The following is a 14763-nucleotide window of genomic DNA, read 5'->3' as shown; positions in this document are numbered from 1 at the left end:
CGTGAACCAGCCTGCCGAAGTCCAGTCCGCCGTGGCGCCGCCCACGGTGAGCCTCGCGCAGTCCTCCCCCACCGTCGGCACCTTCCGTGAGCGGGACGGCGCCCTGGAGTGGAGCGGCCGTCAGGAGACGCTGCGGATCGAGCCGTGGGGGCCGGACGCGGTCCGGGTGCGTGCCCGGCTCGGCGGTCCGGTTCTCGACGGTCTGCCGGGCGCCCTGCTCGACGAGCCGCCGGCCACCGGGACGACCGTCAAGATCCTCGACGGTGAAGGGCGGCTGACGGTCGGGAGCCTGACCGTCGAGGTGTCCGCCGAGGGCCTGGTCCGGTTCCTGCGCACCGACGACCTCTCGGAGATCCTGGCCGAGGAGCGCGCCCACTTCTGGTGGCCCGGCTCGCGTCTCTACACCGCCGTCGGCAACGGCCACCACCGCCTGGAGCAGCGGTTCGCCTCCTACGAGGGCGAGAAGCTGTTCGGTCTGGGCCAGCACCAGCACGGGCGCCTCGACCAGAAGGGCCTGGTCCTCGACCTGATCCAGCGCAACGCCGAGGTCTCGGTGCCGGTCCTGGTCTCCAGCCGCGGCTACACCCTCCTGTGGAACAACCCCGCGATCGGCCGTGTCGAACTCGCCGGCAACGGCACCCGCTGGGTGGCCGACTCGGCCCGCCAGCTCGACTACTGGATCACGGCCGGCGCTCCGGCCGACGGGCAGCGCACCTACAGTGCGGTGACCGGCCGGTCGCCGATGCTGCCGGAGTGGGCGGCGGGCTTCTGGCAGTGCAAGCTGCGCTACCGCACCCAGGACGAACTCCTCGCCGTGGCCAGGGAGTACAAGCGGCGCGGTCTGCCCATCTCGGCGATCGTCTGCGACTTCTTCCACTGGACCCACCTCGGCGAGTGGAGGTTCGACCCGAAGGAGTGGCCCGACCCGGCCGCGATGGTCCGCGAACTGGCCGAACTGGGCATCAAGCTGGTGGTCAGCGTGTGGCCGTCGGTGTCTCCGCTGAGTGAGAACCACTCCGTCATGGAACAGCACGGCTACTTCATCGGCACCCAGTACGGCCCGATGGCGCACGCCGACTGGCCGGACAAGGAGGTGGCGTCGACCGTCCAGGTGGCCTTCTACGACGCCACCAACCCCGAGGCCCGCGCGTTCGTGTGGTCCCGGGTGAAGGAGAACTACCTCGATCCGTACGGCATCACGGCGTTCTGGCTGGACGCCTGCGAGCCAGAGCTGAAGCCCGGCTTCCAGGAGAACCTGCGCTACTGGACGGGTCCGGGCCTGGAGGTCGGCAACAGCTACCCCGCCGAGAACTCCCGCACCTTCTACGAGGGCCTGCGGGCACAGGGCGAGGAGGTCGTCACCCTCAACCGTTCGGCGTGGGCGGGCAGCCAGCGCTACGGCGCCGCGCTGTGGTCCGGCGACATCGGCACCGACTTCGCGACCCTGCGCCGGCAGATCGCGGCCGGCCTCAACACGGCCCTGTCCGGCATCCCCTGGTGGAACACCGACATCGGCGGCTTCCACGGCGGCGACCCGGACGACCCGGCCTACCGCGAGGTGATGGTCCGCTGGTTCCAGTTCGGCGCCCTGTCCCCGCTGATGCGGCTGCACGGCTTCCGCGACCCGGGCACGCCGCTGGGCCCCGACATGACGGGCGGTCCGAACGAGGTTTGGTCGTACGGCGCGGAGACCGGCGCGATCCTGGAGAAGTACCTGTGGCTGCGTGAGCGTCTGCGGCCGTACGTCCTCCAGGTCATGCGGGAGGCCCACGAGGAGGGCCTGCCGGTGATGCGGCCGCTGTTCCTGGAGTTCCCGGAGGACCAGGCGGCCTGGACGGTCGACGACGCGTATCTGTTCGGCCGGGACCTCCTGGTGGCGCCGGTGCTGACGGCGGGCGCCACCGCCCGGACGGCATATCTGCCGGCGGGCGCCTGGTGGACGGACGCGTGGACCGGTGAGTCGTACGAGGGCGGTACGGCGGTGACGGTGGACGCGCCGCTGGATCGTATCCCGCTGTTCCTGCGGGACGGGGCGAAACTGCCGGTCACGGGGTAGCGGCGGCCGGTTGCGGTTACCAGCCGGTAAATGTCTCAACTCGGCAGTGTGGGCGGGCAGTTGGAGAGGGTAGTACGTATCCCCTCCCTGTCCCCCCGCGAAGGGTCCCGCTGCCGTGTCCTCCGGCCCGCTCCCCCTCACGCTCGCCAATCTGCTCCTCGGACCCGCCTCCCGCGCCCGCCGCACACCGGACCAGGCCTTCGAGCGCCTGCTCGACGCGGCCGGACGGACGGACGGCGACGATCGGTTCGCCGACGACTTCCGTCACCTGCTGCGATGTTGGTCGGGTGCCGAACACCTCACCCCCGTCGGCTGGCTGTCGGCCCGCGGCCACGTCGGCCGCCATCTCGCCAACCGGGCCCGCGTCCGCCGACTGCTCGCCGAACACCCCGAGATCGAGCGGGAACCCGTCGACCGGCCGGTGTTCGTGGTGGGCCTGCCCCGCACCGCGACCACGCTCACCCACAGCGTGCTCTCCCTCTCCGCGGACCACCGCTGCCCGCTGCTCTGGGAATTGCTCACCCCCGACCTCGAACCGGGTCCCGCGGAGCGGGAGAAGGCGATCACGACCGCCCGCCGTCTGGTCGGCGGGATCAACCTCTTCGCCCCGGGCTTCCGGCACATCCACAACCTGCGCCCGGACGGCCCGGAGGAGTGCACCTTCGCGCTGCCGCACACGGTGATGCCGCTGTCCCAGGCGGTGATCCCGGAGTACCTGCCCTGGCACGAGAGCCATGACTTCGAGGCCGACTACCGGTATCTCAAGCAGACCTACCAGGTGCTCCAGTTCGGCCGCCCGCGTCGCCGCTGGGTGCTGAAGTCCCCGCTGCACCTGGAGAACCTGGACGCGCTGCGCGCGGTCTTCCCGGACGCCACGATCGTGTGGACGCACCGCGATCCGGCCACCGCCGTGGCCTCGTTCTGCAGCCTGGTCGAGCACGGTATGGCGGTCAGCACCCGCCCTCTCGACCTGGGCTGGATCGGCGCCACCTGGCTGGAGCTGCTCAGCCGCTCGGCCGCCCGTGGCCTGGCCGCCCGCGCACACATCCCTCGCGAGGCACTGGTGGACGTGCCGTACACCTGGCTGGGCGCCGCCCCGGCCGCGGGCGCCCCGAAGCTCTACGCGGCCGTCGGCGCCCGCTGGACCGAGGCCGACGCGGCCCGCCTCCCCGCCGTGGTCGCCCGCCCCAAGGGCACCCGCGTCCACAGCTACGACCTGGCCCGCTACGGCCTCACCCGCGCGGACGTCGACACGGCCTTCGCCGACTACAACGCGTTGCGCGCCGAGGTCGACCGGTCGTGACCGCGCCAGGGCCGGCCCCGCGACGCACGCGGGGCCGACCCGTCCGACTCAACTACTGCTGACCGTAAGGTTGTTGGTGGTGAAGTCCAGACCGCCGGACGAGCTGGTGATCTCGTAGCCGAACTGCACGTCACCGATGGTCACATTGCCGAACCAGCCCTTGGTGTCCTTGATCCACTTCAGGATCGGCAGGATGTCGATCGTGCCGGAGGTGGAGTTGGAGCTACGGACGAACGAATAGACGTTGTTCGAGCCGTTGTTTCCCTTGTAGACGGTCCAGGTGTTGCTGCCCAGGGTGAGCGTGCCCTGCGAGGTGCCGAGCGGGCCGACGGCACCGGTCTTGTTGACCCAGAGCATGATCTCGTTGGCGTATCCGGTGTCCCAGATGTCGTACGACGTGTTGTACGCGCCGGACGTCGGGACGGTCACGTTGTAGCTGCTGGTCAGCGAGGAGAGCGAGGTGATCGTCTTGTTGATCACCTTCTTGGAGTTGGGGTACGACTTGATGCCGCCGGTGTTGGGGTGATCGGCCCAGACGCCCCAGTTGGTACCGGAGTTGGCCCAGATGCACTGGGAGCCGGCACCGGAGCCCCAGATGTTGTTGTAGAGGGTGTAGCCGTTCAGCGTGGTGTTGCCCCACTGGTCGCAGGAGCTCCAGACGGCGGCCGAGGCGGGCGCCGCGGCGAGGCCGACGGTGGCGCCGAGGGCGAGCGCGGGGGCGATCAGGGCCGTGGCGACCCTGCTGAGCGTGCGTGTTGCCATGGTGTCCCTTCCATGGGTGGGGGGAGGTGCGGGTGGCTACCACGTCCCCAGGGTGAGGACGTGGTCTTCTCCGGCGACGAGGTCGAGCGGCTGGGCGCCGGAGGAAGTCCACAGGTCGATACGGAGCGTCCGGTGCGGCTTCAGGACGGCTCGCGCACCGACAGGGGTCCAGGAGAGGTCGAGTTCGGCGCCGAACCGGGTGCGGATTCCGGTCAGTCGGCCTCGGTCGAGGGCAGTCGGGGGTGCGGGGAGGAGGACCAGCCGGTCCGGGGTCGACTGGACGAGGGCCTCGATCAGTACGGCGGGCAGGGTGTGCGCGGCGTCGGCGTTGTAGACGTCGCGGTTCGGGTAGTGGGCGCTCATCAGGGAGGCGTGGAAGAAGTCGCCGTCCAGGACCTGGCCGAGGGCGGCGGCGACCCGTTCGCCGTCCCGCAGCCGGGCCGCAACGAGCGCGTGGTGGAGATGTCCGTGCGCCGAGTCGTTCTCGGCGCCGCGCAGTTCGAGCGCGCGCTGGGCGGCGGCCGCCAGTTCGGGGGTGTCGTAGGGCGTGATCTCGTCGAGCGGCCATACGCCGTAGAGGTGGCTGAGGTGGCGGTGGTCGTAGGTGTCGTCGAGGCCGGGCCGGGCCCATTCGGCGAGTGCGCCGTCGGCGTTGATCCGGTGCGGGGGCAGCCGGTCGGCGAGGGCACGCCAGCGGTCGGCGTCCGGACCCGGGTGGTAGTCGGCGGCCGTGCACAGGGCGTGCCGGGCGGCCGAGAGGTCCATCGCCGCGTTGATCGCCCCCCAACTGGCGTTCGCCGGCCGGTTCTCGGGCGAGTAGGACGGGACGATCACCAGGCGGCCGCCGGTGTCGGTCCGGGTGAGGAAGTCCTCGTAGAAGGCGGCGACTTCGGCGAGCAGCGCAGCGGTACGAGGATCGCGCTCGCCGCGGATCTCGTCGTGGTCGACGAGCGGCTTGAGCAGCCAGTCGGCGCCTGCTGTCCACAGGTGCAGCGGGTACTCACGGCTGAAGTGGTACGAGAGCCCGGACTCGCCGTCGGTGTGCGCGGGTGCGACCACACCCCGGGCACCGAAGACCGTACGGGCGTTCTCCTGCCAGTCCCGATGCTGACGCTTGATCAGAGCGGCAAGGGACTCGGTGACTTCCGGGAGAGCCGCCACGGGCGCGGAGGCCGTCTGGAGGTTGAGGTTGGCGTCGTTGGTGAAGGCGCCGGACCAGGCGGTGTTCCAGTCGCCGGTCCACAGTCCGGTCAGGCGGGGCGGGTTGAGGCCGGAGGAGGAGAGCAGATGGTAGCGCCCGGCGGCGAAGAGCCGCTCCAGGAGGGCGGCGCTGCGGGGGCGCGTCAGCAACTCGGAGCCGGGGAGCGCGCGCTCGGCGGGATCGGCGGCCAGGTCGAGTGTGACGCGGGTGTAGGCGGTGCGGTGCGGGTGGAGGTGCCGGGCGAGCAGTGTGTCGTACGACGTCCCGTCCTCGAGCAGCCCGCGCAGCTCGCGCGCCTCGGGGGTGATGTCGAGTTCGCCGGTGTGGCGGTGGACCCGGGTGAGGAGGAGGACGGAGTCGGCGCCGGTGACCCGGACGCCGGGCGGGACGAGTTCGGTGCTGCCGCCGGTGACGGCGACGAGGGTGACTCCGGTGTAGGCGCGGTCGCTGTCGGGGTAGCGGGCGCGGAGGCTGAGCAGGGCGCCCTCGGGGGTGAGGAGAGCGCCGTGTCCGATGCCCAGGCCGGGTGGGGAGCCCGGGAGTTGGTGGTCGAGGGCGATGTCGAGGCGGCCGGTGGTGATCTGCTGCACGATCACGTCGTCGGCGCGGGAGACGAAGAGGCGGCTGGTCCAGTCGGCGGTGGTGGCGGTGACTTCGCCGGTGCCGAAGTCGACGGTCCGGCGGTAGCCGTCCGCCCGGCCTTCCGGCCTGCGCAGCCTTAGCTGGAAAGCCGGATGGAAGGGCTGGACCCACTGGAGGGGGCGGTCGTCGCTGAAGCTTTCGGCGGCCTTGAGGTCGCCTGCGAGCAACCGGTCCTGGACGAGGGCGAGTTCGGCCGCCAGGCGTGGCGGACGGGCTTGTTCGCCGCCGTTCGGGCGGACCAGGGTGTGCTGGGTGACGATGACGCGGTCAACGTTCGGATCACCGAACACAAGGGCGCCATGGTGGCCGTTGCCGCTCAGGAAGGCGTCCTCCCAGCGGACGGCCGGGGCGGGCTCCCAGGTGCCGTGGACGGGTCCGGTGGTGGTCATGGCTTGAGCACCGCCACTCCGTGTCTGTCGAGGGTCACCGCGTCGGTGACCGTGGAATCGGCCAGCAAGTCGCGGTGTGTGCCCGGCACCTGGACCTTCACGGCATCGCGCCCGTGGTTGAACAGGAACAGTAGCTCACCCCTGCGCACAGCCTCGACCCCCGCCGGCAGCCCGTCGAGCACCGGACGGACCCCCGCCTCCGCGGCGATCCTGCCGACCAGCTCACGCAACGCCTCCGGTTCGGGGAGCGTGGAGACGTACCAGGCGTGCCCGTTGCGCAGCAGGGCGGGCAACCCGTCGAGTTCGCCGCCCCGATATGTCACGGTCTCGGAGACCCCGGGAGCGGCCTCGATCTCCTCCGACCACAGGGTCCCCCGGAAGCCCTCGCACTCGACGCTCTCGCCCACGTCCAGCGGCCACCACTCGTGCAGCGTGCGGATGCCGAACAGTTCGCGCAGCCTGGCGTCCATGCCGCCGGGGCGGATCCGGTCGTCCTCGTCGGCGACGCCGGTCAGGAAGCCGCTGACCAGGGTGCCACCGCCCCGGACGTAGGCGAGGAGGTTCCGGATGGCGGTGTCCGTGAGGAGATAGAGCTGGGGCACCACCACCAACTTGTAGGAGGACAGGTCGTGTTCGGGGTGCGCGAAGTCGGTGGTGAGGTTCGCCTCCCAGAGGGCGCGGTGCCAGGCGTGCAGTATGTCGGGGAGGTCCACCTCGATGGAGAGGCGGCCGTCGTGGGCGCCCGCCCACCAGGAGTGCCAGTCGTGGAGGATGGCGATGTCCGAGGTGATGTGACTTCCGGTCACCTCCTGGCCGATCACAGCGAGTTCGGCACCGAGCCGCTTCACCTCCTGGTACGTGCGTCCCTTCTCCCCCGCATGGCTGACCATCCCCGAGTGGAACTTCTCCGCGCCCTGCCGGGACTGCCGCCACTGGAAGTAACAGACGGCGTCCGCGCCGCGGGCGACGGCCTGGAGGGACCACTGGCGATTGAGGCCACGGGGTTTGGGGTGGTTCACCCCGCGCCAGTTCACGGGGCCGGCGGCCTGCTCCATCAGCATCCAGGGGCCACGCGCCTGGGAGCGGGTGAGGTCGTGGACGAGCGCGCCGTGCTGCGCGCCCAGCGGGTTGCGCGGATCGGGGTAGAGGTCGACGGAGACGACGTCCTCCTCGGCCGCCCAGCGCCAGGCGTCCTGGCCGATCCACAGCGGCATGAAGTTGGTGGTCACCGGGATGTGCGGGGTGTGCCGGGCGACGATGTCCCGTTCGGCCGCGTAGCACTCCAGGAGCATGTCGGAGGTGAACCGCCGGAAGTCCAGCACCTGGGTGGGGTTCTTCATGTAGTGGGCGTGACGCGGGGGCAGGATGCCGTCCCAGGTGTCGTACCTCTGGCTCCAAAATGCTGTGCCCCAGGCGGAGTTGAGGGCGTCGAGGGTGCCGTATCGCTCGCGCAGCCAGCGGCGGAAGGCGGCGGCCGCCTCGTCGCCGTAGTCGAAGGTGCAGTACTCGTTGTTGATGTGCCAGAGGGTGAGGGCCGGGTGGGCGCCATAGCGGGCGGCGAGGTCCTCGGTGATGGCGGCGGCGTAACGGCGGTAGGTGGCGCTGGAGTGTGAGAAGTGCTGGCGCCCGCCCCACCACTCGGTACGGCCGTCCGCGTCGCGGGGCAGGGTCTCCGGGTGCAGCCGGCCCAGCCACGGCGGCGGCGCGGAGGTCGGGCTGGCGAGGACGACCCCGATGCCGTTGTCGTGCATCAGGTCCATGAGCCGGTCCAGCCAGCCGAAGTCCCGCTCCCCCGGCCGGGGTTCGAGCTTCGCCCAGGAGAAGACGCCCATGGTCACGGAGTTGACGCCGGCGGCCTTCATCAGTCGGACGTCCTCCTGCCAGGTCTCCTCGGGCCACTGCTCGGGGTTGTAGTCGCCGCCGAAGAGGACGCGGCCGCGGGTGACGTCGGAGAGGCTCGGTCGTTTTCGTCCGGCGGTCATCGGAGCGGCTCCCCGTACTGGATGCCGCGCCCGTTGGTGGCGAGGTAGACCCGGCCGTACACGCGCGGGTCACCGGTGACCGCCTGCCCGGTCCAGCCCCACTGGTGCCGGTCGTCGTTGATACGGACCCAGGTCCCGGCCTCGTCGTCGGAGCGGTAGACGGCGGTGATGGTCTCCGTGGAGCCGACGAGGTAGACCGCCGGGTAACCGGCGCCGTCGGCGGCCCTGCCGAAGCCGAGGGTGTAGGCGGCCCGGCAACCGGCCACCTTGGTGAAGCTCGCGCCCCCGTCGGTGGACCGGTACAGCCCGTTCCACTTCACACTCAGCCACAGGTCACCGGATCTGCCGGGGGCCGCGGCCAACTGGAACTGACTGTCCCCGGCGGGCAGCCCGGTCGCACGCGCCGTGAACGTACGGCCACTGTCAGTGCTGGCTTGTAGCGTTCCTGTGTCGGTGTCGTATGCGTAGAAGAGCGTCGGGTCGGCCGGGTCGGCGACCGGCGTGGCGCCCTTCGGGAAGGAGGGGATCTCGGTCCAGGTGGCGCCGTTGTCGTCCGAGCGGTGGGCGGGGTACTTCGTCCCGTCCCAGTGCACGAAGGACCACAGCAGCGCGCTGCCGTCGGCGTTGGTGGCGATCGGCCCCGGTGCGTCGTGGGCGAGGGAGGGCTGGGCAGCGAAGGGCGCCCAGGTCCGGCCCCCGTCGTTCGAGAAGGCGCCGTTGCCGTTGTCGCCCCAGCCGGTGCGGACCACGTACGCCGGCCTGCCCGCGGCCTGCGCGAGTCCCGTCGCCGACCCGAACACGGGGTTCGTGGCCATACCGCGGGACGGAGACGCGGTGAGCCGCTCGTGGTACAGGACGCCGATGTCCCCCGAGCCGCTCAGCAGGTGCGCCTCCCCGACCGGGGGCGACACCAGCCGAACCACGGACGTCTCCTCCAGGCCGCGGATCCACGGGGCCCAGTGGACGAGGTCGCGGGTGCCGTAGAGGGTGGCGCCGGTGCCGTAGACGACGTGCTTCGAGTCGTACGGATCGACGGCCACGGCCTGGATCCACCACCCGAACTTGGGCCCGTCTCCGCCCCACTTCAGGAAGGGAGTCTCCGACACGTCGAAGACAGCAGCGTCCTTCAGGGACGTCCAGGTACGGCCGCCGTCGGTGGTCCGGTAGAGGGTGTCCACGGCCGCCCACCGGTTGTTCGTCGAGACGACGACGGTGCCGGGGCGTCGGGCGTCGACGGCGACCCCGCCGTAGGCGAAGGTGTCGGTGCCGCCGGGGACGGCCGGGGTGACCTCGGTCCATCGGCCGGTGGCGACGGCCAGCTTGTGCACACTGCCGTTGGCCTGCCCGTTGGGGCCGGGGGCGTCGGCGTACGTCACGTACAGCTCGCGCGCGTGGCGGTCGTAGGCGGCCCGGACCGGGACCTTGGCGGAGGTGCCGGTGGGCCTGCCGGGGACGGCTTCCCAGGTGGTGCCGTCGGTGGTGCGGTAGAGATTGACGGCGGTCGCGCCGCCGTCGCCGTCACCCCAGCCGGCGTAGACGGCACGGCCGACGGCGACGAGGAGGGTGACGCCCTGGCCGGAGGCGGAGGGGGTGGGCGGGAAGGCGGTGACGGCCGCCCAGGTGGCCCCCCGGTCGGTCGACCTCAACAGCCCGTCGTGCCGGGTGCCCAGCCAGAGGGTGTCACTGTCACGCGGGTCGACGAGGAGGCGTTCGCCCATGCCCCGGCCGTCCTCGTTGGCGCCGAGTTTCACGGTGAGGTCGGTGCGGGTCCAGGTGGTGCCGCGGTCGTCCGAGCGCAGGACCGCGCCGTTGCCGGCCCAGGACTGGGCGTAGGTGCCGAGGGCGAGGTAGAGCCGGTCGGGGTGGGCCGGGTCGACGGCCATCGCCTCCACGCCGAGGAGGTTCCAGTCGTCCCAGCCGAGGTGGTCGGTGAGGGGGGTCCAGCGGGCGACGCGGGCGTCCCAGCGGTAGGCGCCGCCGATGTCGGTGCGGGCGTAGGCGAGGCCGGGGGTGGTGGGGTGGAAGAGAACGCCGGTGACGAATCCGGTGCCGCCGATCACCGCGTTGCGCCAACGGTACGCCTGCGGCTGGGGTTCGGCCGCGTGAGCGTTGGCGGTGAGGGTGGGGAGGCTGGTGAGGGCGGCTGCGGTCGCGGTGGCGGCGAGGACGGTTCTGCGGCTCAGGGTGGGCATGGGGAACCTCGGTGGGCGTGGGTTGGTGGTGGTGGTCGGAGGGTGGGGGCGGCGGGTGTCGCTTGCCGGCGGAGGCTGGGTCGGCTGACCAGGCGCCCGCGGCTGCAGCGCCCCTTCAGGGGCGCGGGGCCGTGTCGATGTGGGGCGCCGTCGCGTGGGTGCGACCAGCCCCCCACGCACCCGCCCCCGCCGACACTCCGCACCGCCCCGTCACAAGCCGACTCAAAGAGGCGACGTCGGCTACCCCTTGACCGCCCCCGTCAGCATTCCCTTCTTGAAATGCCGCTGGACGAACGGTGAGAGCACGGCCACGGGCAGCAGCGCCATCACCATCACCGCCATCTGCACCGCGAGCCCCGACAGCTGACCCGTCTTGATCGCCTGTCCCAGCCCCACCGGCGCCTCCTGCTTCTGCACCAGCTGGATCATGACGTTCTGCAGCGGCATCATGTCCTGGTCATTGAGGTACAGAGACGCGTTGAACCACGCGCTCCAGTACCCGACCGCGTAGAAGAGGGTGATCACGGCGAGCACCGCACGGGACAGCGGCATCACGATCTGCCAAAGGATCCGGAAGTCGCCGGCGCCGTCGATGCGCGCACTGTCGGTCAGTTCCTGCGAGATGCCCATGAAGAACCCGCGCAGGACAAGGATGTTGAAGACGCTCACCGCGCTCGGGAGGATCAGGGCGAGATAGCTGTCGGTCAGGCCCAGGGACTGGACCAGCAGGTAGGTCGGGATCAGGCCCGCGCTGAAGAACATGGTCGCCAGCAGCAGCATCAGGAACCAGCGGTGGCCCATGGAGCCGATGCGCGAGAGGCCGTACGCGCAGAGCACCGACACGGTCATCGAGAACAGCGTGCCGACAACGGTGATCAGGATGCTGATGATCGTGGCCCGGGTGACCTGGCCGCCGCTCAGCAGCTCGTTGTACGCGACGAACGTGATGCCCTTCGGGATCATCACCAGCCCGCCCGCCTCGTCGATGGTCCTGCGGGAGGACACGCTGGTGACGACGACGATCCAGAGCGGGAAGAGGATGCCGAGGCAGGCCAGGATCAGCACCAGGCCCTTGCCGACGAGACCCGCCTTGCTCGGCTCCTCCTCCCACACCGGGCGGGGCGGCGCGGCCCACCGGAACGGTGGCCGCTCCGGTACGGGCGGCTTGTCGATGACGGCGGTCACTTCTTGTACACCCCCTGCTCGCCCATCAGATGGGCCACTTTGTTCGCGGCGAGGACCAGGCCGAGGCTGACCACGCCCTTGATCAGACCGGCGGCGGCCGCGTAGCCGAAGTCCTGGTTGCGGACACCGTTCCACCAGACGAAGGTGTCGAGGACCTCCGCTGCTCCTGGGCCGACGGCATCGCGTTGGAGGAGGATCTGTTCGAAGCCGACGGTCAGCGCGTCGCCCACACGCAGTACCAGCAGTAGTGCGATCACGGGACGCAGGGCAGGGAGCGTGACGTGCCAGATGCGGCGCCAGCGGCCCGCCCCGTCCATCGCCGCCGCCTCGTAGAGATCGGGACTCACGGACGCCAGCGCCGCCAGGAAGACGATGATCCCCCAGCCCGCGTCCTTCCAGACGCCCTCCGCCGTGACCAGGAACTTGAAGGTCGACGGGTCGGTCATGATGTCGAGACCGTCGTAGCCGTGCTGCCTCAGCAGCTGCGACAGCAAGCCCGCGCCGCCGAAGATCTGCTGGAAGACGGAGATGACCAGCACCCAGGAGAAGAAGTGCGGGAGGTACAGGACTGCCTGGGAGAGCGCCCGGATCCGCGGTCGGACCACGCTGTTGATGAGCAGCGCGAGCCCGATCGGGATCGGGAAGAACAACACGAGTTGCAGGAAGAACAGCACAAGGGTGTTCTTCACCGCGCCCCAGAACGCCGAGTCGGCGAAGATCCGCTGGAAGTTCTCGAAGCCCACCCAGGGGCTGTGCAGCATCGAGATGATGCCGTTGTCGCTGATGTACGGGTCGTAGTCCTGGAAGGCGACGGTATTGCCGAGGATCGGCAAGTAGTTGAAGACCAGGAGCAGCAGGACGGCCGGTAGCGTCATCAGGATCAGTACGCGGTCGCGTCTGAATCTGAGGCGCAGGCTCAGCTTCCCGGTCCTCGTCGTCCTCTTGCGGGTGCCGGTGGCACCGCCGGACGCCACCGGAGTCCTCCCCGCACTGTCGTCTGCCTCGGCCCTGCTGCGAGGCACCGTGCTGTGGGACACGGCCGTTCTCCTTGCCTCGGAGCCTGATCAGCTCGCCGCCGAGCCGCTGTCGTCGAGCAGCTTCCGGTACCAGTCGCGCAGTTGGTCGCCGCCCTTGCTCTTCCAGTCGGAGACGGCCTGCTGCATCTCGCTGATCTTCTTGCGGCCGCGGGTTATGTCGTCCTCCAACGTCTCGAAGTCGTTCATGAGGTTGGTGTAGCGGGACGGCTCGGTGATCATCTGGCCGAAGAAGCTGGACTTCTTGGTGAAGGAGCCCATCCGCTGCTGCCACTCGACCTGTGCCTTGGCGACTTCGGGGAAGTCCGGGTGGGCGATGGTGGCGGCCGGACTCGCGACCATGACGTAGGCGTTGAGGACCTCGTTGTTGCCCTGCGTGGTCTTGGTGGGCACGCCGTTCTTGACGGTGTAGTGGGTGCCCTCGACGCCGTAGTTGGTGGCCATGTACTCCTTGGTGCCGTACGGCGCGGCGGTGGTGTTGGCGACGGCCAGCACGTCACGGATCACGGACTCCGAGGCCTTCTTGTTGATGAAGGCGAAGATGCCGGCCGGCTGTTCGGCCCAGACCTGCGGGTTACCGCCGTCGTGGGCGTAGACGTCCATGCCCCAGATCTTGTAGTCCGGGTTCTGGGTGGCCTGTTCGGCGGTGCGGCTCCACCACTGGCTGATGTCGTTGGGGTAGATCAGGAACTCGCCGGCCGCGAACTTGGGGCCCGCGTCGGGGGCGTTCTTGCCGAGCATGGCGTCGGGGTGTACGACCCCGGCGGCGAAGAGCTTGCGGGTCCATTCCAGTGCTTCGAGGTATTCGTCGGTCTCGATGCGGTTGATCAGCTTGCCGTCGACGAGGTTCCAGCCGAGCGGCTTCTCACTGCCGGAGAGCACACTGAACATCTGCCAGGCGGTCCACTTCATGTCCATGCAGGCCCAGCGCTTGGCCTTGGCGTTGGTGATCTCCTTGGCGAGGGACAGGAACTCGTCCGCCGAACGCGGGACCTGGTAGCCCTTCTTGTCGAAGATGTCCTTGCGGTAGAGGGGCACGATGTTGGTCACGTAGGAGGACGGCATCGGCAGTCCGCGCAGCTTGCCGCCGAAGATGCACCGCCGCCAGGCGTCGGTCGGGATGGCGGCGAGGTTCGGGTAGTCCTTGACCTTGTCACCCGACAGATACGGACCGAGGTCGGCGAACTTGCTGATGATGGCGGTGGGTATTTTGCCGCCCATGTTCCAGTTCGGGACGACCACCACGTCCGGTACGTCGCTGGAGGCGAGCACCGCGCCGAGTTTCTGGTCGTAGGTGTTGCCGTCCTGGTTCTGCCACTCGACGTCGACGCCGATCAGGTCGTTCATCGCCCTGTAGTAGGCGTTGCCCTGCTTGGGCGGGGAGCCCCAGAACGGCGACATGATGGTGACCTTGCCGCCCTTGCCGAGCTTCTTCGGGACCGAGGTCTTCAGGGTCGCCAGGTCGAGCTTGCCGGTGAAGCCGATCGCCGAGCCGTTCTTCGCCGGGATGTCAGGGGCCACCACGTTGTTGGCGACGTAGGACGGCAGCAGCTTCTTCGCGTCCTTGCCCGAGGAGGAACCCCCACCCGAACCGCTGTCCGACGCCCCGCAGGCGGCGAGCAACGGCGTGCCTCCCGCCACCGCTGCGGCGGCGACCGCCGTGGAGGCGAGGAAGCTTCTCCGGCTCGGACCGGAAGGACCAGAGGAGGGGGAAGCGGCGTTCGGCGTCATTGCGTCAACCCTTCGTGGCGCACCAGGACACCCGGCGGTGGCCGTCGGCTGCGGTGCCTCGAGTGGAACTGGCTGAGCTGAAGCGATCCCCCGACCACTGTCGACCACTGTCGTGCGTCCCTGGGGCGGACCGGTGAGTCGGCTAGTCGAAGCGCTTCGATGTTGCTGCGAGGTTAAGTGAACACTCAGGGGTGCACAAGGGTCGCTTCCAAGATTCCTCCGTGCTGGTGGGAGTGACCTCTTCGTATGCGCCACTTGAGATATCGGTGAGCGTCTCTTGACACCC

The 14763-nt window shown here is 69.9% G+C and carries 9 protein-coding genes; 2 read left to right on the top strand and 7 right to left on the bottom strand.

Going from position 1 to position 14763, the window contains the following annotated elements; translation table 11 throughout:
* Nucleotide 1: 1 nt before the first annotated feature.
* Both ACZ7OO_RS22465 and ACZ7OO_RS22460 read left to right on the top strand, forming a co-directional pair.
* Nucleotides 2–2056 carry a glycoside hydrolase family 31 protein gene (locus ACZ7OO_RS22465; protein ID WP_471506876.1) on the top strand — a complete coding sequence of 685 codons (2055 nt, stop codon included), beginning with the start codon at nucleotides 2–4 and terminating at the stop codon, nucleotides 2054–2056.
* 115 nt (nucleotides 2057–2171) lie between these two features.
* On the top strand, nucleotides 2172–3359 hold the full coding sequence (locus ACZ7OO_RS22460) for a sulfotransferase family protein (RefSeq protein ID WP_471506874.1): 1188 nt from the start codon (nucleotides 2172–2174) through the stop codon (nucleotides 3357–3359).
* Between the two features lie 48 nt (nucleotides 3360–3407).
* Here the strand turns inward: ACZ7OO_RS22460 and ACZ7OO_RS22455 are convergent, their stop codons facing one another.
* From ACZ7OO_RS22455 to ACZ7OO_RS22425, 7 genes are all read right to left on the bottom strand, one after another.
* Nucleotides 3408–4121, bottom strand: coding sequence for a glycoside hydrolase family 12 protein (locus ACZ7OO_RS22455; RefSeq protein WP_471506872.1), 714 nt, complete (start codon nucleotides 4119–4121; stop codon nucleotides 3408–3410).
* A gap of 36 nt (nucleotides 4122–4157) precedes the next feature.
* Nucleotides 4158–6353 carry a glycosyl hydrolase family 95 catalytic domain-containing protein gene (locus ACZ7OO_RS22450; protein ID WP_471506870.1) on the bottom strand — a complete coding sequence of 732 codons (2196 nt, stop codon included), beginning with the start codon at nucleotides 6351–6353 and terminating at the stop codon, nucleotides 4158–4160.
* Nucleotides 6350–8335: a beta-galactosidase gene (locus tag ACZ7OO_RS22445; protein WP_471506868.1), complete on the bottom strand. Its 1986-nt coding sequence runs from the start codon at nucleotides 8333–8335 to the stop codon at nucleotides 6350–6352. The genes ACZ7OO_RS22450 and ACZ7OO_RS22445 overlap by 4 nt, the downstream gene beginning before the upstream one ends.
* Complete coding sequence (locus ACZ7OO_RS22440; RefSeq protein ID WP_471506866.1) at nucleotides 8332–10527, bottom strand: 1,4-beta-glucanase; 2196 nt, start codon at nucleotides 10525–10527, stop codon at nucleotides 8332–8334. The genes ACZ7OO_RS22445 and ACZ7OO_RS22440 overlap by 4 nt, the downstream gene beginning before the upstream one ends.
* 240 nt (nucleotides 10528–10767) lie before the next feature.
* Nucleotides 10768–11712 (bottom strand): carbohydrate ABC transporter permease, encoded by a 945-nt coding sequence (locus ACZ7OO_RS22435; protein WP_471506864.1) that lies wholly within the window; start codon nucleotides 11710–11712, stop codon nucleotides 10768–10770.
* Nucleotides 11709–12749, bottom strand: a complete 1041-nt coding sequence (locus tag ACZ7OO_RS22430; RefSeq protein ID WP_471506862.1) for an ABC transporter permease — start codon at nucleotides 12747–12749, stop codon at nucleotides 11709–11711. Before ACZ7OO_RS22430 ends, ACZ7OO_RS22435 begins: the two co-directional genes overlap by 4 nt.
* 27 nt (nucleotides 12750–12776) lie before the next feature.
* A complete protein-coding gene (locus ACZ7OO_RS22425) occupies nucleotides 12777–14477 on the bottom strand; it encodes an extracellular solute-binding protein (protein ID WP_471506860.1) in 1701 nt (566 codons plus the stop codon).
* Nucleotides 14478–14763: the final 286 nt, after the last annotated feature.

Source organism: Streptomyces sp. NPDC111744 (genome assembly GCF_055634995.1).
This window is presented reverse-complemented; position numbering and strand designations above follow the sequence as displayed.